Source organism: Pseudomonas sp. KBN10P06128 (assembly GCF_037574945.1).
In the GTDB taxonomy this organism is placed as follows: Bacteria; Pseudomonadota; Gammaproteobacteria; order Pseudomonadales; family Pseudomonadaceae; genus Pseudomonas; species Pseudomonas aeruginosa.
Window position 1 is genome coordinate 2,177,152 of the sequence record NZ_JBBELR010000001.1, and the last position, 23,453, is coordinate 2,200,604.

At 66.5% G+C, this 23,453-nt stretch carries 25 protein-coding genes; 18 read left to right on the forward strand and 7 right to left on the reverse strand.

The window, feature by feature from the left end; genetic code table 11:
• Positions 1-31 precede the first annotated feature (31 nt).
• The 11 genes from VQ065_RS10390 to VQ065_RS10440 all read left to right on the forward strand — a co-directional run bounded on the left by VQ065_RS10390 (position 32) and on the right by VQ065_RS10440 (position 9,486).
• A complete protein-coding gene (locus tag VQ065_RS10390; RefSeq protein ID WP_003082056.1) occupies positions 32-496 on the forward strand; it encodes an outer membrane lipoprotein in 465 nt (154 codons plus the stop codon).
• A gap of 328 nt (positions 497-824) precedes the next feature.
• Positions 825-3,626, forward strand: coding sequence for a monovalent cation/H+ antiporter subunit A (locus tag VQ065_RS10395; RefSeq protein WP_003086367.1), 2,802 nt, complete (start codon positions 825-827; stop codon positions 3,624-3,626).
• Positions 3,626-3,964, forward strand: a complete 339-nt coding sequence (locus VQ065_RS10400) for a Na+/H+ antiporter subunit C (protein ID WP_003082068.1) — start codon at positions 3,626-3,628, stop codon at positions 3,962-3,964. Before VQ065_RS10395 ends, VQ065_RS10400 begins: the two co-directional genes overlap by 1 nt.
• Positions 3,961-5,460, forward strand: coding sequence for a monovalent cation/H+ antiporter subunit D (locus VQ065_RS10405; RefSeq protein ID WP_003086369.1), 1,500 nt, complete (start codon positions 3,961-3,963; stop codon positions 5,458-5,460). The genes VQ065_RS10400 and VQ065_RS10405 overlap by 4 nt, the downstream gene beginning before the upstream one ends.
• A complete protein-coding gene (locus tag VQ065_RS10410) occupies positions 5,457-5,981 on the forward strand; it encodes a Na+/H+ antiporter subunit E (RefSeq protein ID WP_003086371.1) in 525 nt (174 codons plus the stop codon). Before VQ065_RS10405 ends, VQ065_RS10410 begins: the two co-directional genes overlap by 4 nt.
• Complete coding sequence (locus VQ065_RS10415) at positions 5,966-6,235, forward strand: K+/H+ antiporter subunit F (RefSeq protein WP_003082079.1); 270 nt, start codon at positions 5,966-5,968, stop codon at positions 6,233-6,235. Before VQ065_RS10410 ends, VQ065_RS10415 begins: the two co-directional genes overlap by 16 nt.
• Positions 6,232-6,579: a Na+/H+ antiporter subunit G gene (locus VQ065_RS10420; RefSeq protein ID WP_003086373.1), complete on the forward strand. Its 348-nt coding sequence runs from the start codon at positions 6,232-6,234 to the stop codon at positions 6,577-6,579. The genes VQ065_RS10415 and VQ065_RS10420 overlap by 4 nt, the downstream gene beginning before the upstream one ends.
• 113 nt (positions 6,580-6,692) lie before the next feature.
• On the forward strand, positions 6,693-7,598 hold the full coding sequence (locus tag VQ065_RS10425) for a DMT family transporter (RefSeq protein WP_015503353.1): 906 nt from the start codon (positions 6,693-6,695) through the stop codon (positions 7,596-7,598).
• A 10-nt stretch (positions 7,599-7,608) separates the two neighbouring features.
• Positions 7,609-8,706 carry a PLP-dependent cysteine synthase family protein gene (locus tag VQ065_RS10430; RefSeq protein WP_003086377.1) on the forward strand — a complete coding sequence of 366 codons (1,098 nt, stop codon included), beginning with the start codon at positions 7,609-7,611 and terminating at the stop codon, positions 8,704-8,706.
• Between the two features lie 10 nt (positions 8,707-8,716).
• Positions 8,717-9,238: a GNAT family N-acetyltransferase gene (locus VQ065_RS10435; RefSeq protein WP_003086379.1), complete on the forward strand. Its 522-nt coding sequence runs from the start codon at positions 8,717-8,719 to the stop codon at positions 9,236-9,238.
• Positions 9,235-9,486, forward strand: coding sequence for a hypothetical protein (locus VQ065_RS10440; RefSeq protein ID WP_003082096.1), 252 nt, complete (start codon positions 9,235-9,237; stop codon positions 9,484-9,486). Before VQ065_RS10435 ends, VQ065_RS10440 begins: the two co-directional genes overlap by 4 nt.
• Before the next feature lie 28 nt (positions 9,487-9,514).
• On the opposite strand, the gene VQ065_RS10445 is transcribed toward VQ065_RS10440, so the two are convergent.
• The gene (locus VQ065_RS10445) at positions 9,515-10,180 is read right to left on the reverse strand and encodes a COG3650 family protein (RefSeq protein WP_003082099.1); all 666 of its coding nucleotides are present in this window, start codon (positions 10,178-10,180) and stop codon (positions 9,515-9,517) included.
• A gap of 94 nt (positions 10,181-10,274) precedes the next feature.
• Here VQ065_RS10445 and VQ065_RS10450 point away from each other — a divergent pair, with 94 nt between their 5' ends.
• A complete protein-coding gene (locus tag VQ065_RS10450; protein ID WP_003086382.1) occupies positions 10,275-10,673 on the forward strand; it encodes a DUF488 domain-containing protein in 399 nt (132 codons plus the stop codon).
• Between the two features lie 10 nt (positions 10,674-10,683).
• Here VQ065_RS10450 and VQ065_RS10455 read toward each other — a convergent pair whose 3' ends face one another.
• Entirely contained in the window at positions 10,684-11,283 is a 600-nt protein-coding gene (locus VQ065_RS10455; protein ID WP_003086384.1) for a short chain dehydrogenase, read from the reverse strand.
• Between the two features lie 105 nt (positions 11,284-11,388).
• On the opposite strand from VQ065_RS10455, the gene VQ065_RS10460 reads away from it, so the two are divergent.
• The 3 genes from VQ065_RS10460 to VQ065_RS10470 all read left to right on the forward strand — a co-directional run bounded on the left by VQ065_RS10460 (position 11,389) and on the right by VQ065_RS10470 (position 16,643).
• Complete coding sequence (locus VQ065_RS10460; protein WP_003116312.1) at positions 11,389-12,303, forward strand: LysR family transcriptional regulator; 915 nt, start codon at positions 11,389-11,391, stop codon at positions 12,301-12,303.
• Positions 12,304-12,401: 98 nt separating this feature from the next.
• A complete protein-coding gene (locus tag VQ065_RS10465) occupies positions 12,402-14,312 on the forward strand; it encodes an ATP-binding protein (RefSeq protein WP_023657644.1) in 1,911 nt (636 codons plus the stop codon).
• A 36-nt stretch (positions 14,313-14,348) separates the two neighbouring features.
• On the forward strand, positions 14,349-16,643 hold the full coding sequence (locus tag VQ065_RS10470) for a hypothetical protein (RefSeq protein ID WP_003082116.1): 2,295 nt from the start codon (positions 14,349-14,351) through the stop codon (positions 16,641-16,643).
• A gap of 76 nt (positions 16,644-16,719) precedes the next feature.
• Here the strand turns inward: VQ065_RS10470 and VQ065_RS10475 are convergent, their stop codons facing one another.
• The 5 genes from VQ065_RS10475 to VQ065_RS10495 form a co-directional block, all read right to left on the reverse strand.
• Positions 16,720-17,421 (reverse strand): ABC transporter ATP-binding protein, encoded by a 702-nt coding sequence (locus tag VQ065_RS10475; protein WP_003086389.1) that lies wholly within the window; start codon positions 17,419-17,421, stop codon positions 16,720-16,722.
• A 2-nt stretch (positions 17,422-17,423) separates the two neighbouring features.
• Complete coding sequence (gene livG / locus VQ065_RS10480; protein ID WP_003082125.1) at positions 17,424-18,191, reverse strand: high-affinity branched-chain amino acid ABC transporter ATP-binding protein LivG; 768 nt, start codon at positions 18,189-18,191, stop codon at positions 17,424-17,426.
• Positions 18,188-19,441 carry a high-affinity branched-chain amino acid ABC transporter permease LivM gene (locus VQ065_RS10485; protein WP_003082131.1) on the reverse strand — a complete coding sequence of 418 codons (1,254 nt, stop codon included), beginning with the start codon at positions 19,439-19,441 and terminating at the stop codon, positions 18,188-18,190. The genes livG and VQ065_RS10485 overlap by 4 nt, the downstream gene beginning before the upstream one ends.
• Positions 19,438-20,361, reverse strand: coding sequence for a high-affinity branched-chain amino acid ABC transporter permease LivH (gene livH, locus VQ065_RS10490; protein ID WP_003086391.1), 924 nt, complete (start codon positions 20,359-20,361; stop codon positions 19,438-19,440). The genes VQ065_RS10485 and livH overlap by 4 nt, the downstream gene beginning before the upstream one ends.
• A 260-nt stretch (positions 20,362-20,621) precedes the next feature.
• Positions 20,622-21,743 (reverse strand): branched-chain amino acid ABC transporter substrate-binding protein, encoded by a 1,122-nt coding sequence (locus VQ065_RS10495; protein WP_003086396.1) that lies wholly within the window; start codon positions 21,741-21,743, stop codon positions 20,622-20,624.
• 298 nt (positions 21,744-22,041) lie between these two features.
• On the opposite strand from VQ065_RS10495, the gene VQ065_RS10500 reads away from it, so the two are divergent.
• From VQ065_RS10500 to flgB, 3 genes are all read left to right on the forward strand, one after another.
• Positions 22,042-22,359 carry a DUF2288 domain-containing protein gene (locus tag VQ065_RS10500; RefSeq protein WP_003086400.1) on the forward strand — a complete coding sequence of 106 codons (318 nt, stop codon included), beginning with the start codon at positions 22,042-22,044 and terminating at the stop codon, positions 22,357-22,359.
• Between the two features lie 66 nt (positions 22,360-22,425).
• Positions 22,426-22,788, forward strand: a complete 363-nt coding sequence (locus VQ065_RS10505; RefSeq protein WP_003082140.1) for a DUF5064 family protein — start codon at positions 22,426-22,428, stop codon at positions 22,786-22,788.
• Positions 22,789-23,040: 252 nt separating this feature from the next.
• Positions 23,041-23,448, forward strand: coding sequence for a flagellar basal body rod protein FlgB (flgB, locus tag VQ065_RS10510; protein WP_003082144.1), 408 nt, complete (start codon positions 23,041-23,043; stop codon positions 23,446-23,448).
• Positions 23,449-23,453 lie beyond the last annotated feature (5 nt).

Genomic DNA, 23,453 nt, shown 5'->3' on the forward strand with positions numbered 1-23,453 from the left:
TTCGTCAGTTATCCCTTTCGGAGATGCCGTTATGCGCAAGTCTGCCTTGATCGTTGCTTCCTTCACCGCCATGGCCCTGGCTCTTGGCGGCTGCCAATCCAGCCTCACCGGCGATACCTACAGCCGTGAGGAAGCCCGTACCGTGCAGACTGTACGCATGGGCACCATCCAGGCCTTGCGCCCGGTCAAGATCGAAGGCACCAAGACCCCGATCGGTTCCATCGCCGGTGCCGGCGTCGGCGGTGTCGCCGGCAGCGCGGTGGGCGGCGGCAAGGGCAGCTACGTCGCGGCCATCATTGGCGCGGTCGCTGGCGGTCTGCTGGGCGCGGCTACCGAAGAAGGCCTGACGCGCACCCAGGGCGTCGAGATCACCGTGCGCGAAGACGACGGCAGCACCCGCGCCTACGTCCAGCAGGTCGACCAGGGCCAGATCTTCCGCGTCGGCGAGCGCGTGCGCATCCTGACCGTCAACGGCACCAGCCGCGTCGCTCACTGATTCTTCCCTCGTTGTCCCACGGCCGGCACTTCGCCGGCCGTTTTCGTTGTGTCGCCGAGCCACTGCCGGGGTTGTCTTGCTAAGCTTCAAGTCGTTGCCGTTGCAGAGTTTTTTTCGGCTTTCCGGCAGTCGGAACGCCTGAATTTTGTAATAATTCAATCCATGACGTTCGTTCGATAGATTGCGATAATCGCAGCTCCGTTGCGCCGCGCCTGCCGGTGGCGGGCGGGGCTTCGAGCTGCTGGCGATCCGGCCGCGCACCGACAACCGCGGGGAAGCACCGCCGGCCAGGCATGCCGGGGGCTCCGCCACCGAAGAGGAGTAGCCCATGATTCTGGCGCTGATCATCGCGCTGCCGTTCATGGGGGCGTTGTTGCCCCTGCTCGCCGAGCGTGGCGGCCGCACCTTGTGCGCGGCGTCCGCCGGCGTGGCGCCGCTGATCGGCCTGATCCTGTTGCTCGGGCAGCGCGGCACGGTGTTCGCCGGGCAGACCCTGACCGCCAGCTATTCCTGGCTGCCGGAAATCGGCATCAACCTCAGCCTGCGCCTGGACGGCCTCGGTTTCCTCTTCGCCCTGCTGATCCTCGGCATCGGCCTACTGGTGATCCTCTACGCCCGCTACTACCTCTCCGAACAGGAGCCGATGGGGCGTTTCTTCGCTTTCCTGCTGCTGTTCATGGGCTCCATGCTCGGCGTGGTGCTCGCGGAAAATCTCTTGCTGATGATGCTCTTCTGGGAGCTGACCAGCCTGTCCTCGTTCCTGCTCATCGGCTTCTGGGGCAGCCGTTCCGACGCCCGCAAGGGTGCGAGGATGGCCCTGACCGTTACCGGAGGGGGCGGCTTGGCGCTGCTGGCCGGGGTGCTGCTGCTCGGCCACATCGCCGGCAGCTTCGAACTCACCGAGGTCCTCGCGGCTGGCGAGCTGATCCGCGCCCACGCCCTGTATCCGCTGGTACTGATCCTGATCCTGCTCGGCGTGTTCACCAAGTCGGCGCAATTCCCCTTCCATTTCTGGCTGCCCCACGCGATGGCGGCGCCGACCCCGGTTTCCGCGTACCTGCACTCGGCGACCATGGTCAAGGCCGGCGTGTTCCTGCTGGCCCGGCTGTATCCGGCGCTGGCCGGCACCGAGTGGTTCTTCTACCTGGTCAGCCTGAGCGGCCTGGTAACGCTGTTGCTGGGCGCCGGCATGGCACTGTTCCAGCATGACCTGAAGGGGCTGCTGGCCTACTCGACGATCAGCCACCTGGGCCTGATCACCCTGCTGTTCGGCCTCGACTCCCCGCTGTCGAACGTCGCCGCGGTGTTCCACATCATCAACCACGCGACCTTCAAGGCCTCGCTGTTCATGGCCGCCGGGATCATCGACCACGAGACCGGCAGTCGCGACATGCGCCTGATCAACGGGATGTGGAAGTACCTGCCGCATACCGCGGTGCTGGCCATCGTCGCCTCCCTGGCGATGGCCGGGGTGCCGCTGCTGAACGGCTTCCTCAGCAAGGAGATGTTCTTCGGCGAAACCCTCAGCCAGAACCTGCTGGGCAGCTTCAACTGGCTGGTGCCGGCGGTGGCGACCCTGGCCGGGGTGTTCTCGGTGGCCTATTCGCTGCGTTTCATCCACGACGTGTTCTTCAACGGCGAGCCGGCCCGGTTGCCGAAGTTCCCGCCCCACGAGCCGCCGCGCTACATGAAGGTACCGGTGGAGATCCTGGTGTTCCTCTGCCTGTTGGTCGGCATGCTGCCGGCCTACACCGTGGCGCCGCTGCTGGCCGCCGCCGCCAGTGCCAGCCTTGGCGGGCAACTGCCGGAATACAGCCTGGCGATCTGGCACGGTTTCAACCTGCCATTGCTGATGAGCGTGGTGGCGCTGGTTGGCGGTGTGCTGGTCTATGCCCTGCGCAAGCCGCTGTTCAACTGGTATGCCGGATTGCCGGAGGTGGACGCCAAGCTGGTCTTCGAGCAGCAGGTGCAACGTGTGGTGGCCCTGGCCGCGCGCCTGACCGCCTGGCTGGAGAACGGGTCGCTGCAGCGCTACCTGGCCTGGCTGCTGGGCGCGGCGCTGGTCGTGGTGGCGGTCGAGCTGGCGCCGCTGGCGAGGCTGACCGGCTCGCGCGGGCTGACCCCGCTGGACGGTATCACCGCCCTGGGCATGCTGGTGCTGGCCTTCAGCGGCCTGGCCACGGCGCTGTTCCATCGCATGCGCCTGGTCGCGCTATTGATCCTCAGCGTCGCCGGCCTGCTGGTGGCCCTGGCCTTCGCTCGCTTCTCGGCCCCGGACCTGGCGCTGACCCAACTGTCGGTGGAAGTGGTGACCATGGTCCTGCTGATGCTGGCGCTGTATTTCCTGCCCTCGCGCACTCCGGCGGAGTCCTCCAGCCTGCGCGGCTTGCGCGACGTGGCGCTGGCCGGCGGGGTCGGCATGCTGGTGGCTCTGCTGGCCTACGCGGTGCTGACCCGGCCCTACGAGAGCATCGCCGGATTCTTCGTCGAGAACAGCGTCTCCGGGGGCGGCGGCTACAACGTGGTCAACGTCATCCTGGTGGACTTCCGTGGTTTCGATACCCTCGGCGAGATCAGCGTGCTGGCGATCGCCGGCGTCGGCATCTACGCGATGCTCGCCGGTTTCGCCCTGCACAAGCCGACCTGCGACCCGCAGGGTCGCAACTGGGCCCACGCCAAGCACCCGCTGATCCTGGAAACCCTGTCGCGGGTGCTGCTGCCGCTGGCGTTGCTGATCTCGGTGTTCATCTTCCTGCGCGGCCACAACCTGCCGGGCGGAGGTTTCATCGCCGGCCTGGTGACTGCCATTGCCCTGGTGCTGCAGTACATCGCCAGCGGCTCGCAGTGGGTCGAGCAGCGCCTGCCGCTGAACTATGCGGCCATGGCTGGCGCCGGAGTGCTGATCGCCGGGCTCACCGGGCTCGGCAGCTGGCTGTTCGGCTATCCGTTCCTGACTTCCGCGTTCGGCCACTTCGAGTTGCCGCTGATCGGCGAGATCGAGCTGGCCACGGCGATGCTGTTCGACCTCGGCGTGTACCTCACCGTGGTCGGTGCCGCGCTGCTGATCCTGTCCTACCTCGGCAAGCTCAGCCTGATGCCTGAACCCGTCGCACAAGAGGAGGCGCTCTGATGGAAGCCCTGTTCGCCATCACCCTCGGCCTGCTCACCGCCAGCGGCGTCTACCTGCTGCTGCGGGCGAGGACTTTCCCGGTGGTGCTCGGTCTCACGCTGATCTCCTACGCGGTCAACCTGTTCCTGTTCGCCATGGGCCGGCTCGGCGGCAGCGTCGCGGTGATCGGCACTCCCGGGGAGTATGGCGACCCGCTGCCGCAGGCGCTGGTGCTGACCGCCATCGTCATCGGCTTCGCCATGACCGCCTTCGTCGTGGTCCTGGCCCTGCGTGGCCTCGGCGACCTCGGCAGCGACCACGTAGATGGACGCCCGGACGAGGAGGAGCCGCGCCCATGAGCCATTGGCTGATCCTGCCGATCCTGCTCCCCCTGTTTGCCGGCAGCCTGTTGCTGTTGCCGCTGGCCGAGCGTTGGCGGCGCGGCTTGTCGTTGCTCGCGGCGCTGGCGCTGATCCCATTGAGTCTGTTGCTGATGCGCACGGCCGCCAGCGGCGACCTGAGCGTCTATGCCCTGGGCAACTGGGCGGCGCCGTTCGGCATCGTGCTCATGCTCGATCGTCTCGCCGCCCTGATGCTGCTGGCCACCGCGGTGCTCGGCAGCGCCGCGCTGATCTACGCGCTGCGTGGCGACGACCGCCTGGGCAAGCATTTCCACGCGTTGTTCCAGTTCCAGCTGCTCGGTATCAACGGCGCCTTCCTGACCGGCGACCTGTTCAACCTGTTCGTGTTCTTCGAGATACTCCTGATCGCCTCCTACGCGCTGCTCCTGCATGGCGGCGGCGCGGAGCGGGTGCGCTCGGGCCTGCACTACGTGATCCTCAACCTGGTCGGCTCGGCGTTCTTCCTGATCGCCGTGGGTACCCTGTATGGCCTCACCGGCACCCTGAACATGGCCGACATGGCGCAGAAGATCGCCATGGCCGATGCCGAGCGCGCGCCGCTGCTGGCGGCTGCCGGGCTCCTGCTGCTGGTGGTGTTCGCCCTGAAGGCGGCGCTGTTGCCGCTGTACTTCTGGCTGCCGCGCGCCTATGCCGCGGCCAGCGCGCCGGTGGCGGCGCTGTTCGCGATCATGACCAAGGTCGGCATCTACTCGATCCTGCGGGTCTACACGCTGGTCTTCGGTGAGGCCGCCGGCGAGCTGGCCAACCTGGCGCAGGCCTGGCTCTGGCCGCTGGCCCTGGCGACCCTCGGCCTGGGCGCGATCGGTGCCTTGGCGGCGCGGACCCTGCAAGGCCTGCTGGCCTACCTGGTGGTGGTCTCCGCCGGAACCCTCCTGGCTGGCGTGGCGTTGGGCAGCGAGCGGGCGCTGGCGGCGTCGCTGTACTACCTGCTGCACAGTACCTGGATCGCCGGTGGCCTGTTCCTGCTCGCCGACCTGGTCGCCCGCCAGCGCGGCGACAAGGCCGGCGACCTGGTCCAGGGCCCGGCGTTGCAGAACCCTCGGTTGCTCGGCGGGGCCTTCTTCATCGGTGCCATCGCCGTCGCCGGTCTGCCGCCATTGTCGGGGTTCTTCGGCAAGATCATGCTTTTGCAGTCGGTCGCTCCCGGCAGCCAGGCGCTGGCCCTGTGGAGCGTGGTACTGGGCAGTGGCCTGGTGGCGCTGGTGGCGTTGAGCCGGGCCGGCAGCACACTGTTCTGGCGTACCGGGCATACCGTGCTCGGTAGCGCCGAACTGGACCACGGCCGCTTGTTCGCCTGCATCCTGTTGCTCTCCGCCGGCCCGTTGCTGGTGTTCGCTGCGAAGCCGCTGCTGGCCTACGTCCAGGCCACCGCGGCGCAGTTGCACGACCTCGACCTGTATCGCCAGATCATCACCCGCGGAGGTGCCGCATGATCAGCCGTTCGTTGCCGCGTCCGCTTCTTCGCGTATTGCCTCATCCCGTGCTTAGTGTCCTGCTGTTGCTGGTCTGGTTGCTGCTGGTGGATTCCTTCGCCATCGGCCACTGGCTGCTCGGCGCCTTCCTCGGCGTGTGCATTCCGCTGCTGACCAACCGCCTGCTGGTCGGGCGCAGCCAGGAGTGGCATCCGTTGCTGCTGTTGAAGCTGCTGGTGCTGGTGATGTGGGACATCCTCGTCGCCAATGTCCAGGTTGCCCGTCTGACCCTCGGACCGATCCAGCGCTTGCGTCCGGCCTTCGTCGAGGTGCCGATCGAGCTGGAGAACGACCTCGCCATCAGCGTGCTGGTGAGCATCGTCTCGCTGACCCCGGGGTCGGTGTCGTCGGACCTCAGCGACGACCGCAAGACCCTGCTGGTGCACGGCCTCGACGTGCCGGACAAGGCGGCGCTGATCGCCGAGATCAAGCAACGCTACGAAGCGCCGCTGAAGGAGATCTTCCCATGCTCGCTTACGTGATCCCGCTGTGCCTGGCGCTGCTCGGCCTGGCCCTGTTGCTGACCCTGGCGCGCCTGGTCAAGGGGCCGTGCCTGCCGGACCGGGCGCTGGCGCTGGACACCCTCTACGTGAACGCCATCGCCCTGCTGGTGCTGTACGGCATCTGGCGCGACAGCGACCTGTTCTTCGAGGCGGCGCTGCTGATCGCGGTGCTCGGTTTCGTCGGTACGGTGGCGGTGGCCAAATACATGCTGCGCGGAGACATCATCGAATGACTGGCGAACCCCTGAGCCTGTGGGTGGAAATCCTCGTTTCGGCGTTCCTCCTGCTGGGCAGCGCCTTCGTCCTGATCGGCGCGATCGGCCTGTACCGCCTGCCGGACTTCTTCATGCGCCTGCACGGGCCGACCAAGGCCACCACCCTCGGGGTCGGCGGGGTGATCGTCGCCTCGCTGATCTATTTCTCCAACCGCCAGGCGGGCATCAGCCTGCATGAGCTGCTGATCAGCCTGTTCCTCTTCATCAGCGCTCCGGTCAGCGCCTACATGCTGGCCAAGGCCGCGGTGCTGCAGCAGTTGCCGCTGGAGAAGAAGACTCGCGGCAAGCCCTGGGAGCAGTGAGGCACGGCGCAACAGTTTTGCCCGCTTTCTGTGCCTGTCGGCGCGGCTAGTCGGCTGCCTATACTGGGAGTCCTTTTTCCGGCGCCGTGACGGCGCCCGTGGTGGAGATTCCCTTGACTCGGACGCGCTGGTTCGCCCTGGCCTGCCTGATCCTGGCGATGGCGCTGTGGGGCAGTTCGTACGTGGTGCTGAAGGTCGCTTTCCGCGAACTGCCGCCGCTCTGGGTGATCTTCGGTCGCATGGCCCTCGGCAGCCTGGTGTTCCTCGTCGCCTGGCGCTGGCGGGGACGCATCGACTACCGCTCGGGCGACTGGAAGTACCTGCTCGGCCTGGCCGTCTGCGAACCCTGCCTGTACTTCCTCTGCGAATCCTTCGCCCTGCAATACACCAGCGCGGCCCAGGCCGGGATGATCACCGCGCTGCTGCCGTTGCTGGTGGCGGTGGGGGCCTGGTTGCTGCTGCACGAACGGATCGGCCGGATGACCTGGATCGGCTTCGGCCTGGCGGTGCTCGGTTCGATCTGGCTGAGCCTCGCCGGCGAGCCCGACCTGCACGCGCCGCAGCCGCTGCTGGGCAACTTCTTCGAACTTCTCGCGATGCTCTGCGCCACCGGCTATACCCTGTTGCTGAAGCACCTGTCGGCGCGCTACTCGGCATTCGCCCTGACCGCCATGCAGGCCTTCGTCGGCACGTTGTTCTTCCTGCCGCTGGCGCTGGCCAGCGCCGACCTGCCGAGCCAGCCCAGCGCGCTGGGGATCCAGGCGGTGGTGTATCTCGGCGTGGTGGTCACGGTGGGCGCCTACGGCCTGTACAACTTCGGCGTCGGTCGACTGCCGGCCAGCCAGGCCTCGGGCTTCATCAACCTGATCCCGGTCTTCACCCTGGTATTCGCCTCGCTGTTCCTCGGCGAAACCCTCAACGGCCCGCAGATGCTCGCTGCCGGCCTGGTCTTCATCGGCGTCGCCATCAGCCAGTGGCGCAGCGCTCCGCCGCCGCCTCCGGCCGGCGTCCTGAACTGAAGGAGTTTCCATGACCGTCGACCAACGCCAATGGGCCCGTGAGGCGATCCGCATCATCGAAGCGGATTTCCAGCGCAGCGCCGATACCCATTTGATCCCCCTGGAGACTCCCGGCCTGCCTGGCGTCGAACTGTACTTCAAGGACGAGTCCAGCCACCCCACCGGCAGCCTCAAGCATCGCCTGGCGCGCTCGCTGTTCCTCTATGCGCTGTGCAACGGCTGGCTCAGGCCGGCCGCGCCGGTGATCGAGGCATCAAGCGGCTCCACGGCGATTTCCGAAGCCTATTTCGCACGCCTGCTGGGCCTGCCCTTCATCGCCGTGATGCCGGCCAGCACCTCGAAGGAAAAGATCGCCCAGATCGCCTTCTACGGCGGCCAGAGCCACCTGGTGGAGGACCCCACCCAGATCTACGCCGAGTCCGAACGCCTGGCGCGGGAGAGCGGTGGCCATTTCATGGACCAGTTCACCTATGCCGAGCGCGCCACCGACTGGCGGGCGAACAACAACATCGCCGAGTCGATCTTCCAGCAGATGCGCCACGAGCCGTACCCGACCCCGACCTGGCTGATCTCCAGCCCCGGTACCGGCGGCACCCTGGCGACCCTCGGCCGCTACGTGCGCTATCGCCAGCACTGCACCCGGGTGCTCTGCGCCGACGCCGAGCGTTCGGTGTTCTTCGACGCCTATGTCAGCGGCGACCGTGGCCTGACCCTGGATTGCGGTTCGCGGATCGAGGGCATCGGCCGGCCGCGGGTCGAGGCGTCCTTCCTGCCGGAAGTGATCGACGCGATGGTCAAGGTACCGGACGCCTGGTCGCTGGCGGCCATGCATTACCTGGCCCGGCGCCTGGGGCGGCGGGTCGGCGGTTCCAGCGGAACCAACCTGATCGGCGCCCTGGTGGCCGCACGGCAAATGGTCGCGGCCGGCGAGAAGGGTTCGCTGGTGGCGATTCTCTGCGATGGCGGCGAACGCTATGCGACCACCTATTACGATCCGGTCTGGCTGGCCAGGCAGGGCTATGCACTGGAACCCCTGGTCGAGGCGCTGGCTGCCTGCGTCGAGCGCGGCGTGGCGTTGCCCGACGGGCTGCTGGTAGTTGGACTTTGAAGGAGTGGATATGCACCGTTTGCGAGCTGCCGAAACCGGCGATATCGAGGCCATGACCGACCTGCTGCTGAGCCACGGGCCGAATCCCTGGAACCATTTGCCGGAGGAGGGGGTGCGTGCGCATCTGCGAGCCATCGCCGACGGCGAGGTACGGGCCGTCCTGGCCGAGCGCGACGATCGGCTGCTGGGGTTCGCCAGCTTCCGCCGCACCGAGGATTTCGCCCATTACCAGCCGCAGCGTGCCGATGCGCCGCGGGCCTACATCTGCGAGGCGGTAGTGCATCCGGCGGCGGCCGGCCAGGGGCTCGGCAGCGCGTTGCTGGAGGCGGTGCTGGCCCAACTGGCCGACGAAGGCATCGAGGACGTCTATATCGATCGTCACGAAGAGAACCTGGCGTCGGCGGGAATGATGCGCAAGGCCGGCTTCGTCGAGCTGGAAACCTACGCCGATCCGGCGCGGCGACCGAACGGCTCGGGGCGCTCGACAGTGTGCCATCGCAATCTTTCCCTCCAGCGCAGAGCCGTGCGATGAGTTTCATCCGCCTCAAGGTGCGCGCCGCCTTCATGGTCCACGGCTACGACGCGGACAACCGGGAAATCGTCGAGCAGATCGGCGAGGAACGCTTCGTCGAGAAACTGCTGCGCATCGAACGGATCCAGTCGATCAGCGAGAAATACCTGCTGGTCAGCGCCTCCCACGGGCGCGTCGCCTACTGGGAGTACGAGGGCGGCCTGACGGCGCTGCGGCGGCGCCTGGAGCAGGCCGGATTGCTCTTGTAGGGAAAGGGCCGTCGCGCGGCCCCTCGCTTCACTTGCCCAGTGCGCCCGGATAGGCGCAGCCGCGCAGCGTCTCGCCATCGATGCGCAGTTCGGCGGAGTAGCTGCTGAAGGCACCGCTCATGCTGTCGGTGCAGGACGACGGGGCGATCCACAGTTCGACCTTCTTGCCGTTCGCCTCGCTGGAATAGCTGGTGCTGCCGTTCGGCAGTTCCTCGGCGACGTAAGGCAAGGCCAGGGTCTCGTGTTCCGGGCGGTCCAGGCGCAGCCCCTGGTTGTTCACCCTGGCGCTCCAGAAGGGTTCGTTGCCGTTGGCGGCGAAGGTCAGCAGCTTGAAGTTCGGGTCGTCGCAGCCGGGGCCCTCGTTCTGCACGCGGTACAGTCGGCTGACCTCCAGCTTGCCGTCGGTACCGCGGACCTTGGCCGGTCCCATGGTGCCGCGCAGGTCGACGAACAGGCCCTGGGCGCCGTCGTCGAACAGGCTGTCGGCTTCGCGGCGCAGGCCGGTATTGGCCACGTCCTCGATGCTGAACAGGCGCTTCTCGGTACAGGGGCGGAATTGCAGCGCGCCGTTGATCTTCACCAGTTCGCCCTGGAAGCGGGTGTCTACACTGGTGCTCGGCGATTCGGGCTTCCACACCTGGCAGGCGGCGAACAAGGGGAGCAGGCTGTAGACCAGCAGACGGGCAGGGCGCATAGGGAAGACTCCATCGAAAATGCGCCCACGTTACCGAGCGTCCGGGCCTAGCTCAAGTCCGGATCGGACTTCATCGCAACCAGGGAGTCGATCGATGATCCAATGCAAGCGTGTATACGAACCGGCGTCGCCCGCCGATGGCCGGCGCGTACTGGTGGACCGGCTGTGGCCGCGCGGCATCCGCAAGGAAGCCCTGGCCATGGACGACTGGCTGAAGGAGGTCGCGCCCTCCAACGAGGTGCGCAAGCAGTTCTGCCACGATCCGGCACTCTTCGACAGCTTCCGTGAACACTACCGCGCCGAGTTGCAGGCGCACCCGGAACATTGGTGGGGCCTGCTCGACTGCGCTCGCGAGGGCACCCTGACGCTGCTCTACGGCGCCCACGACCAGCAGCACAACAATGCCGTGGTGCTGGCCGAGTTCCTCGAGGAAGAGCTGGACCGCCAGCAGCCGGGCAGTTCGCCGACCTGCTACGCCGACCGCCTCTCCTGAGAAATATCGCTTACCAGATGCGGTACACCTGGCCGGTCTGCGCGCCTTCCACGCTGCGTGCGTAGCCCAGCGCGGCGTCCGCCGCCGGAACCGGCTTGAAGCCACGGAAGTAGGGCGCGTAGCCGGGCAGCGCCTCGCTGACCACGGTCGGGCTGACGGCGTTGATGCGCAGGCCGCGCGGCAACTCCAGGGCTGCGCCGCGGACGAAGCCCTCGACGGCGCAGTTGACCATGCTCGCCGAACTGCCGAAGCGGATCGGCTGCTCGGCGAGCACGCCGCTGGTGAGGGTGAAGGAGCCCCCGTCGTTGGCGTACTCGCGGCCGAGCAGTACCAGGTTGACCTGGCCCATCAGCTTGTCGCGCAGGCCGAGCTGGTATTGCGCCTCGCCCATTTCCTCCAGGGCGCCGAAGTGCACCTTGCCGACCGCGGCGACCAGCGCGTCGAAGCGACCGGTCTTCTCGAACAGGGCGCGAATGGAGTCCGCGTCGCTGATGTCGACCTGGAAATCGCCGCTGCTGTGGCCTACCCGGACGATGTCGTGGCGCTCGCCGAGTTCTTTGTCGATGCCCTTGCCAAGGGTGCCGCTGGCGCCGATCAGGATGATTTTCATACAGGCCTCTCGTTGCGTGAAGGTGAGTGGTTTCCAGTGTAGAGTCGCCTTTGCTGTGGATAATCCTGTCAATCGACAACCTACCGTTTTCATAGGGAAACAATCGTGAAGGACCTGGACGATCTCGCCGCCTTCGCCGTACTCCACGACCTGGGCAGTTTCACCCGCGCCGCCGAGCGCCTCGGTTGCAGCAAGGGCCAACTGTCGAAGCGCATTGGCGTCCTCGAGCAGAAGCTCGGCGTGACCCTCTTGCACCGTACCACCCGCCGTCTTTCGCTGACCGCCGCCGGCGCCGCGCTGCTGCCCGAGGCGCAGGCGTTGCTGGTGCAGGCCGAGCGCGCGCGGCAGGCGGTGGCGCGCTTGCAGGAGCGAGCGGAAGGACGGGTGCGGGTGACCCTCCCGGTCTCGCTGGGTGAGACCCTGTTCGATGCACTGCTGGAGGACTTCCAGGAGCGCCATCCGCTGCTGCGCGTCGAGCTGGACCTGTACAACGGCCTGCGCGACCTGGTTGGCGAGGGCTTCGACCTGGCGATTCGCTCTGGGGTCGAGCAGGACGCCCGGCTGGTGGCGCGGCCGCTGTTCGTCCTGCAGGAAATCACCTGCGCCAGTCCCGCCTACCTGGCGCGACATGGCGAGCCGCAACGCCCGGCCGAGCTGGCCGAGCGCGAGTGCCTGCTGAACTCGCACTACAGCGGCCATGAGGAGTGGCTCTATCACCGCCGCCATCGGCTGGAGCGGGTACGGGTTTCCGGCTTTCTCGCCAGCAACCACTACAGCCTGTTGAAGAAGGCCGCGCTGGCCGGCACCGGCATCGCCCGGCTGCCGTCATACATGGTCCACGACGAACTGGGCGACGGCCGCCTGGCCTGGTTGCTGCGCGACTACCAGACGCGCAGCACGCCGATGTTCCTCGTCCATCCGTTCCAGGGCGGCCTGCCGCGGCGCACCCAGGTGCTCGCCGATTACCTGCTCGACTGGTTCGAGCGCAGCCGGCGACAATTGATCGGCCTGGAGGGTTGAACATTTCGCCGCGACGCGGCTCTATTGCACTCCGGGCCGCTTCCATGCGGCCTGAAGCTCATCGCGGGCACGCCGTTGCACAAGGAACGTGACGGAACGTGGCAGAATCCCGCACCGGACCGCTCGCGCGCGAGCGGACGCCATTCATCGAACGCTTGGATAGGGACATGCAAAGCAGCTTTCCGCAATCGAACACTCCCCAGATCCGTCGCGCCGGAGTCGACCTCAACGGCGTGATGTCGGTGCTCAGCAAGCACCTCTATTCCACGCCCACCGTGGCGCTGCGCGAGCTGGTGCAGAACGCCCACGACTCGATCCTCCGTCGCCGCCTGGAGCAGCCCGACTGGCAAGGGCCGTCGCGAATCGAGGTGATCGGCGACAGCGCCAGCAACACCGTGCGCATCGTCGACACCGGCGCCGGGCTCACCGAACACGAAATCCACGCCTACCTGGCCACCGTCGGCGTCGGCTACACCCGCGGACTGCGCCAGTCCGGCCACGAGGACAGCGGGCTGATCGGCATGTTCGGCCTGGGCTTCCTCTCCGCTTTCGTCCTGGCCCGCCGGGTCAGCGTGCGGACCACGTCCTACCAGCACCCGGAGCTGGGCTTCTGCTACGTCTCCAGCAACGCCGAGCAATACAGCGTGACGCCGATGCCGGCGCGCCCGGTAGGCACCGAGATCACCCTCGAACTGCAGGACGAATACAGTGCGCTGACCCAGGCCGCGCGCCTGCGCGAGATCCTTGAACGCTACTGCGTGCTGTTGCGCGAGCCGATCCACGTCGGCGGCGACGCCCAGCCGATCAACCCGGAGCCGCCGCCGTGGCGGCTGGCCGCCGACGCCGCGCTGCACCCGCTGCAACGGCAGCGCCGCGACCTGGAGTTCGCCGCGCGTTTCGAACATGACTTCGAACCGATCTGCTGCCTGCCGGTGCGCCCGGACGAGCGGGTCGACGTGCAGGGTCTGCTGTGGATCCAGGACGGCGGCACCTATGGCACCAGCGACAACCGCAATCTCTCGGTTTTCCTCCGCGGCATGCTGCTCGACGATGACGCCCGCGACCTGCTGCCGTCCTGGGCCGGGTTCGTCGGCGGGGTGATCGAGTCGAACCGCCTGACGCCCACCGCCAGCCGCGAGGACCTGCAGCGTGACGACCATTACGCGGCGATCCAGCATGCGCTGGCCGAGGCGCTGATCGCCGGGCTCGGCGAGGTGGCGCGGCAGCAGCCGGAGGCCTGGCGGCGGGTCCTGCTGCGGCACAACGAGGCCCTGCTGGGAGCGGCGTTGTGCGACGAGCGTCTGTTCGCGCTGATGATGGACAGCCTGCGCGTACCTACCTCCCAGGGCGACCTCCCGGCTTCCGAACTCCTTTCGCGCGGAGCGGTGCATGTGCTGCTGGACAACGACAGCGGCTTCGAGGAAATGCTGTTCCGTGCCATGGGCGTACCGGTGGCCCATGGCAATCGCTATGCGGTGGTACCCTTCCTCCGTCGCTGGGCGCAGGCCAAGGGGATGCGCCTGGTGGAGCTGGGCACCGAGCAGGGCAACCGCCAGTTGTTCCGCCTCGACCGACTGCCCGAGCGCGAGACCGGCTGGCTGGCCGAACACCTGGGCGGCGCCGAGGAGCAACTGGTGATCGCTCGCTTCAGCCCCGAGGAATTGCCGCTTGTGGTGGTGCCCGACCGCGACGCCGAACTCAAGCGGCGACTGGAGGACGACGAGGCCGACAAGCGTATTTCCACCGCGGCGTTGCGCCTGGCCCGGCAGTTCACCCGCAGGCTCGACAATCGCCAGCCGAGCCGGCTCTACGTCAACCTCGACAATCCGGCGGTGCAGGCGCTGCTCGCGGCCGTCGGCGAGGAACGCGACGAAGCGGCCCATGCGGCGTTGCTGCTGCGCTCGTTCAAAGTGATCATCGCCGGACAGGGACGCGGCCAGCCCGCGACCTCGCTGAACCAGGCCCTGGCCGGACTCGCCGATTCGGTGAAGCGCCTGCTGGGGCAATAAGAAAATTCGCAACACGCCTGATGGAGACTGAAGCATATGGATATCTGGAACTGGGTGGAGAAGCTCCGCGCCGACCTGCGTGAGGCCGGCCAGGAGCAGAGTGCGCGGCTGATCGACGAACTCACCGCGTACGTCTGTGACCTCGAGGTGGAGCGCGCCGAGGCGCTGTTGCCGGAGGTCAAGGCGCTGAGCCGGACGTTGAACAACCCGTGGCTGGAAATCTTCGTCCGCCACTGGGAGATGCGTAACCGGGTCGGCAACCAACTGGAGGGCGAGACCGCCCTGGCCGACGCCGTTTCCCTGTTCGAACTGGCCAACCGCGACGACACCCAGGCCTGCCCGCAGTCGGTCTGCGTGACCCAGGACCTGGCGTCGTGCTACGCCAACGTCGACGGCCCGGGCTGGGTGGAAGAACGCATCGAGGTGTGCGACGAGACCCTGGCGCGGATCGACCCGACCTGGGCCTGCTTCCACTGCCTGAGCAACGAGAAGGCCGAGGCGCTGCTCGACGACGGGCGCGGCGAAGATGCCCTGGCCTTCCTGGCCGAACAGGAGAAGAAGATCCTCGCCGCCGGCGAGGAGGTATTCGACAGCCTCCTGGAGATGCGCGTGGCGATCCTGCTGAACCTGGGGCGCGCGGAACAGGCGCTGGCCCTGATCGGCGAGATGGAGGAGAAGGTCGAGGGCGCGGAGTGGAACAACATCAGCCAGCCGCGGCGTCTGTACAAGGCCCACGGCCTGGCGTTGCTGGGGCGCGACGAGGAGGCCCTGGAGGCGCTGCTGCCGTTCTCCGAGATTGCCCCGCGCTACCGTACGATCTGGCTGCGCGCGGTCTACCTGCTGCTGCAACGGACCCCTGAGCGCAACACCTGGGACTTCGGCGGGCGCCTGCAGCAGATGCTCGAACACTACTCGCAGAAGGGCGCGCACCGAGTGGTCATCGATGTTGCCAGCCAGGCCATCCGCCTCGCGTTGCAACGCGGTTCGGTATGGAGCGCCAGGCGCCACCTGGCGCTGGCCGAACAGCATGCTCAACAGTTGCAGCGCGATCGGGGCGCCAGCCAGTTGCTCGCCGGGTTGAGGGAGGAGATCGATGCCGCGCCGCAGCAGCAGGAGCTGCCGGTGCCGGCTGCGGAGTTGCTCGACTGGCTGGCTGCGCAGGGCAGCGAAGACGCGCCGCGCAACCCGGAGAAAGAAGTGCAGTGGCTGCTCCAGGCGCTGGCCGAGCGGCCCGACGACACCGCCTTGCGCGAAGTGGCCGCCTCGGCGCTACAGGCCTGCTCCGCCGACGACGAGGCCATCGACCTGCTCTGGGAGTACGTCGAGCGCCACACCGACGAGGAGCAGCAACTGGCCTACTACCTGCTCAATGCCTTGCTGGCGCGCGGCGAGTACGACCAAGTCAAGCGCCTCGGCCGGCTCTACGCCGACAGCGTGCCGCTGATCGCGCTGTGGAGCGAAGTCAAGCTGGCCGAGAAACTCAACGACTGGCCGGAGCTGGAGCGCGCCTGCCAATCGGTGCTGGAAATTTCTCCCGGCTCGCTGGGAGCCCACAGCCTGCTGGGTAAGGCGCTGATGGAGCAGGATCGCTTCGCCGAGGCGGCGCTGGCCTACCAGCGTCTGGCCGGCAAGCTGGAGGAGCCGCAGTCGGTGCAGTGGGACCAGATGACCGCCGCCAGCGCCGCGCGCGACTGGACGATGCTGCGCGAGGTCGCTGCCGGCATGGGCATGGAGTTCGCCGCCGGCGACGGACCGATCGAGGAAGACTGGGGCTGGGTGATCGTCCGCTACATCGAGGATGGCGAAGCGCTCGACTACTACGCCCGGCGCACCGGCCCGGTGACCGCGCGGGTCCTCGAGAACGCGCCGGGCAATCGCAGCCAGCGGGTCGGTGACTGGGTGGTGTTCGACGCCGGCCTGATCTATCCGGCTCCGGAAGACGAGGAGGAGCGCAAGCGTTTCGTTCCCACCTATGCGGTGGTGCACGTCCTCGAGAGCGGTGGTTACTCGCCGAGCTGGCTGGTGGACGGCGTCTATCCGGGCGACGAGGCCTTCGACGCCTTCCGCGAAACGCTCGACGCGCGCGGCTGGAAGGTCTGGGTGCACAGCAACCGCGACTACCAGGTCACCGATGCCAGCAGCGGCGAGGAACTGCGGGCGATCTACTTCACCGTCGCGACACCTGCGCAGCAGGCGCCGCGCGACCTGCACCAGGCGTTGCAGGAGGCCACCGGGCAATGGCCGCACCGCATGTGCTGGCTGCGCCTGGCGGAAGCGGCGGAGGTCGACACCCAGCCGCACCTGGACGCTATCGAGCGCTACGGCCTGTAGCCGGTACGCCTCGGCATAAAAAAACGGCCCGTGAGGGCCGTTTTCGTAGGCGCTGAAGTCTCCAGCGGGACGGTGCTCAGCCGCCGAGGTAGGCGTCGCGCACCTTCGGGTTGGTCAGCAGGGCGGCGCCGGTGTCGTGCATGACGATCCGGCCGTTCTCCAGCACGTAGGCGCGATCGGCGAGCTTCAACGCCTGGTTGGCGTTCTGCTCGACGAGGAACACGGTGACGCCTTCGCGACGCAGCTGCTCGATGATCTCGAAGATCTGCTGGATGATGATCGGCGCCAGGCCGAGCGAAGGTTCGTCCAGCAGCAACAGCTTTGGCTTGCTCATCAGCGCGCGGCCGATGGCGAGCATCTGCTGTTCGCCGCCGGACATGGTCCCGGCGCGCTGTTCGTAGCGTTCCTTCAGGCGCGGGAAGAGTTCCAGCACCTTGTCCATCTGCACCTGGTAGTCGTCCTTGTCGGTGAAGAAGCCGCCCATCGCCAGGTTTTCTTCCACCGTCAGGCGGGAGAAGACCCGGCGGCCTTCCGGGACCACCGCGATGCTCTTGCGCATGATGGTGGAGGAGGGCAGGCCGACCAGTTCCTCGCCTTCGTAGCGGATGCTGCCGCTGGCCGCCTGCGGCGAGCCGCAGAGCGTCATCAGCAGGGTCGACTTGCCGGCGCCGTTGGCGCCGATCAGGGTGACGATCTCGCCCTTCTTCACTTCCACGCTGACGTCGTGCAGCGCCTGGATCTTGCCGTAGTAGGTGGAAACCTTGTCGAAACTCAGCATGCTCACGCTTCCCCCAGATAAGCCTTGATCACGTCCGGGTTGTCGCGGATCTGCTCCGGCGTCCCGTCGGCCAGGGGGGCGCCCTGGTTGATCACCACGATATGGTCGGAAATGCTCATCACCAGCTTCATGTCGTGCTCGATCAGCAATACCGTCACGTTGTGCTCGCTGCGCAGCTTGGCGATCAGCGCCTTGAGGTCGTCGGTCTCCTTCGGGTTGAGGCCGGCGGCCGGCTCGTCGAGCATGAGGATCCGCGGGCGGGTCATCATGCAGCGGGCGATCTCCAGGCGTCGCTGCTGGCCGTAGGCGAGGGTGCCGGCGCTGCGGTTGGCGAACTCGGTAAGGTTGACTTCCTCCAGCCAGTGCGCGGCGTACTCCATGGCCTCGCGCTCGCTGCGGCGGAACGCCGGGGTCTTGAACAGGCCGGCGAGGAAGTTGGTGTTGAGGTGGCGGTGCTGGGCGACCAGCAGGTTCTCCACCGCGGTCATTTCCTTGAACAGGCGGACGTTCTGGAAGGTCCGCACCACGCCCTTGCGAGCGATCTTGTGGCCGGGCAGGCCCTGGATCTCCTCGCCGTCGAGGCGGATCAGGCCGCCGGTGGGCTGGTAGAAGCCGGTCAGGCAGTTGAACACGGTGGTCTTGCCGGCGCCGTTCGGGCCGATCATCGAGACCACCTGCTTTTCCTCGACCTTCAGGTTGACGCCGTTGACGGCCAGCAGGCCGCCGAAGCGCATGGTCAGGCCGCTCACTTCGAGAATCGGTCGGCTCATGGCTTCAGCTCCAGGTGCGGGCGTTGCATCGGCAGCAGTCCCTGGGGACGCCAGATCATCATCACGATCATGGTCAGGCCGAAGATCAGCATGCGGTATTCGTTGAACCCGCGCATTTCCTGGAGCAGCACCATCACCACCGCGGCGAGGATCACGCCGAGCTGCGAACCCATGCCGCCGAGCACGACGATCGCAAGGATCATCGCCGACTCGATGAAGGTGAAGGACTCAGGCGTCACCAGGCCCTGGCGGGCGGCGAAGAAGCTGCCGGCGAAACCGGCGAAGCTGGCGCCGATGGTGAAGGCGGAGAGCTTGACGATGGTCGGGTTGAGACCGAGAGCGCGGCAGGCCACTTCGTCCTCGCGCAGCGCTTCCCAGGCGCGACCGATCGGCATGCGCATCAGCCGGTTGATCACGAACAGGGCCAGCAGCACCAGCAGCAGGGCCACCACGTAGAGCAGGATGACCTTGTAGTTGGTGTTGTAGGCGATGCCGAAGAACTCGTGGAAGGTCTGCATGCCTTCCGGCGCGCGGCGTTCGAAGGTCAGGCCGAACAGGGTCGGCTTGGGGATCGAGCCGATGCCGTTGGGGCCGCCGGTGATCTCGGTCATGTTGCGCAGCAGGATGCGGATGATCTCGCCGAAGCCGAGGGTCACGATCGCCAGGTAGTCGCCGCGCAGGCGCAGCACCGGGAAACCGAGGAGGAAACCGAACAGCGCGGCCATCATCCCGGCGATCGGCAGGGCGGTCCAGAAGCCGAACCCGGCGTACTCGGCGAGCAGCGCGTAGGTGTAGGCACCCACCGCGTAGAAGCCGACGTAGCCGAGGTCGAGCAGGCCGGCCAGGCCGACCACGATGTTCAGGCCGATGCCGAGCATCACGTAGATCAGGATCAGGGTGGCGATGTCCACCGCCCCGCGCGAGGCGAAGAACGGCCAGACGAAAGCCACCACGACCAGGGCGAGTACCGCCCAGCGCTGGGTCGACGGCAGGCTGAGGAAGTTCTTCAGGCCGCTGCCGTTGACCTTGTAGCCGACGCCGCGACCCAGCTTGAGCGGGATGCGGTCGCGGAACAGCTGCCAGACGAACATGGCCAGGGCGGCCGCGGCGATGGTCCAGAGGGTCTGCGCATCGGCGCCGAGGACCTCGAGCTTGATGCCGACGGTGCGCAGCTTCAGGCCGAGGATCGGATAGGACACCAGGATCACGAGGAGGGCGCTGAACAGCGCGCGCTTGAGGGACTGGCTCATACTTTTTCCACCTCCGGACGACCGAGGATGCCGGTAGGTCGGAACAGCAGCACCAGGATCAGCAGGCCGAAGGCCACCACGTCCTTGTACTGGTCGCCGAACACGTCGGCGCCGAAGGCTTCGGCGACGCCCAGCAGCAGGCCGCCGAGCATGGCCCCGGGGATGCTGCCGATGCCGCCGAGCACCGCGGCGGTGAACGCCTTGATCCCGGCGAGGAAGCCGATCCCGGGGTTGATCACGCCGTACTGCATGCCCAGCAGCACCGCGGCGACGGCGGCCAGGGCGGCGCCGATGACGAAGGTGAGGGCGATGATGTTGTTGCTGTTGATACCCAGCAGGTTGGTCATCTTCAGGTCCTCGGCGCAGGCGCGGCAGGCGCGGCCCAGGCGGGAGCGGGAGATGAACAGGGTGAGGCCGAACATCACCAGGAAGGTGACGACGAAGATCAGGATCTGCATATAGGAGATCACCACGCCGTTCATGCTGCTTTCGCCGAACACGAAGTTGCCGGGCAGCAGGGTCGGGATGGCCTTTTCCTTGGAGTCCTGCGAGAGCATCACGGCGTTCTGCAGGAAGATCGACATGCCGATCGCGGAGATCAGCGGGATCAGGCGGTTGCCGCCGCGCAACGGGCGGTAGGCGACCCGCTCGATGCTGTAGCCGAAGGCACTGGTGACGATGATGCTGGCGGCGAACGCGGCGAGCATCATCAGCGGAACGCTGTCCAGCCCCATCATCGCCAGCAGGGTGATGGCGATGAAGGCGATGTACGAGCCGATCATGTACACCTCGCCGTGGGCGAAGTTGATCATGCCGATGATGCCGTAGACCATGGTGTAGCCGATCGCGATCAGCGCATAGGTGCTGCCGACGGTCAGGCCGTTAACCAATTGTTGTAGGTAATGATAAATCTCGGGCATGGGACTCTCTCGCTAAACGCCCGCCGTTGTACGGCAGGTAGACGTTCGGCTCGCGGGTGTGGGGCCGGAACGCTGCTGAGACCCGTCACGATCCGGCGCGCGGCGGGCCGGCGGGAGGCAGGGGAAAGCCGCGCTCCCGTCCACCAGGAGTGAACGCTGCCGGTCTTCGCCTGCCCTTGCCGGGCCGCCGCTCGCGGAATCATGCGGGTACTAAAACAAAGCCCACGGTGGGTGACGTGGGCTCCGTACTGCAACGATGCTTACTTGACCTCGGTACGGGTGGCGTCCTTGTGCCACTCGTAGACGGTGAAGTCGAAGTTCTTCAGGTCGCCCTTCTCGTCGAACCCGAGGTTCCCGGTGGGAGTCTCGAAGGTGTTGGCGCGCAGGGCCGCGGCGACCTTCTCCGGATCGGCCTCGCCGGCTTTCTCGATGCCCTTGGCGATCACGGTGACCGCGGAGTAGGCGGGCAGGACGAAGATACCGCTCGGATCCTGGTTCTTCGCCTTGAAGGCGTCGATCAGGGCCTTGTTCTTCGGATCCTGCTCGAAGGCGCGCGGCAGGGTCGCCAGCATGCCTTCCGAGGCGTCGCCGGCGATCGCGGTGATTTCGCTGTTGCCGACCCCTTCCGGGCCCATGAAGCGCGCGTCCAGCCCGGCCTGCTTGGCCTGGCGCAGCAGCAGGCCCATTTCCGGGTGGTAGCCGCCGAAGTAGACGAACTGCACGCCGGCTTTCTTCAGCTTGCTGATCAGCGCGTTGAAGTCCTTGTCGCCGGCGTTCAGGCCTTCGAAGACGGCAACCTTGATGCCGGCGTCTTCCACGGTCTTCTTCACCTCGGTGGCGATGCCTTCGCCGTACTGCTGCTTGTCGTGCAGTACCGCGATGGTCTTGTCCTTGTAGCGTTCGGCGATGAACTTGCCGGCCACCGGGCCCTGCATGTTGTCCAGGCCGATGGTGCGGAAGATCAGCTTGTAGCCGCGCGAGGTGATTTCCGGGGCGGTGGCCGACGGGGTGATCATCAGCACGCCTTCGTCTTCGTAGATGTCGGTGGCGGGTTGGGTGGAGCTGGAGCAGACATGGCCGACCACGAACTTGACGCCGTCGTTGACCACCTTGTTGGCGACCGCCACGGCCTGCTTGGGATCGCAGGCGTCGTCGTAGATCACGCCTTCGAGTTGCGCGCCGTTCACGCCGCCTGCCTTGTTGATCTGTTCGATTGCCATCAGCGCACCGGCGCGCTGCATGTCGCCGTACTGGGCTACCGGACCGGTGACCGGGCCAGCCAGGGCGATCTTGATGGTGTCGGCGGCCATGGAGTAGCTGGCGAACCCGGCAATGGCCATCGCGGCGAACAGGCGGGATAGACGCTGAGTACCCTTCTTCATAGTGCTCCACTCTTCTTGTGTGTTGTCATTGTTGTAGTCTCGCGGCCGCGGGGGCCGGAGGAGACCGGGTGATCGTCATGGACGGACCCCGGGAACTGTACCGGTACAGTGTAGAGCGGCGCTTCGTCGCTTGAAAAGCACGGCACGGCGAGCTCCCGTGAGTCGTGTCGCCTGGTTGACATAAACGTATAGAAAAACGGCGCGGACCTGCCTCACCTCCCTGGGCCCGGTTTCCCTTCGGCTGTCGTGGGCTACCGGCGGGCGTTATCATGGCGCCCATGCAATCCAGGTAGATCCCATGACAGAACAAACTAGCACCCTCTATGCCAAGCTGCTCGGCGAGACCGCGGTCATTTCCTGGGCCGAGCTGCAACCGTTCTTCGCCCGTGGCGCCTTGCTCCAGGTCGATGCCGCGCTGGACCTGGTGGAAGTCGCCGAGGCCCTGGCCGGGGACGACCGCGAGAAGGTCGCCGCCTGGCTTTCCGGCGGCGGCCTGAGCAAGGTCGGGGAGGATGCGGCCAAGGACTTCCTCGAACGCGACCCGACCCTCTGGGCGGTGGTGGTGGCGCCCTGGGTGGTCATTCAGGAACGCGCGGAAAAAGCGACGTTGCACTGATCCAGGGCGGTTTTCTTTCGCTCGACCCTGGCTAGACTGATTCCGATTCCCACCAGGAGATTCGTCATGTTCGAACCAGGCCACCTCCATCTGGTCAGCCTGCCCGGCCTCGACCAGCAGGACATCAACATCCATATCCGCTACGAGGTGCGGCAGAACGCCGAATCCGGCGCCTATGTGCACTTCGACATGGACGGCGAGATCGACGGCAAGCCGTTCAGCGACTCCTTCGAGCTGCCGCGCGATACCGCCTTCAACTTCGCCAGCGATGCCACGCGGGTCGCCCAGAAGCACGGCCTGCACCCGAAGTTCGGCGCGATCACCCGGGTGCACAAGGAATACGATGCGATGTTCGAGGACATTCGCGCCAAGCTGCATGCCCATCCCGGCGAACCGGTGGATCTCGAGCGGATCATTCGCCACGAGTGAGCCGTGTCCCCGGCGGCCGGAAGCATGGGAAAGGCCCGATATCGACGATATCGGGCCTTTTTTCGTTTGCCGGAGAAGCCGTTCCAGGGGCTTGCCACCCTTGCCGGCAAGCGGAAACGGCTTGCCGCTTGCCGCTTCCGGGTTGCCCTTAAATAAACTCAAGTTATTGAATATAAAGGTTTTTAATAATTTGGCACGGGCCTTGCTGAAGTGTTGGCGACGAAAGCCACACCGGCAAACAGGTTCGCAGCCATGAGCATCAGTTTCGACAGAGCACTCGGTATCCACCAGCAGGCCCTCAGCTTCCGCGCCCAGCGCGCCGAAGTGCTGGCCAACAACCTGGCCAACGCCGATACCCCGAACTACAAGGCTCGCGACCTGGACTTCGCCGCGGTTCTCGCCGAGCAGAAGGACAAGGCCGCCAAGGGTACCTTCGCCACCCGCACCACCAACGAGCGGCATATCGCCGCCGAAGGTTTCGGCATGGGCGAGGGCAGCCTGCAGTACCGCATCCCGGTCCAGCCGTCGATCGACCAGAACACTGTCGACGCCCAGATCGAGCAGGCCAACTACGCCGAGAACGCCATGCACTTCCAGGCGTCCTTCACCTTCCTCAACAGCAAATTCAAAGGGCTGGTCAGCGCCCTGCGTGGAGAGTAACCGCC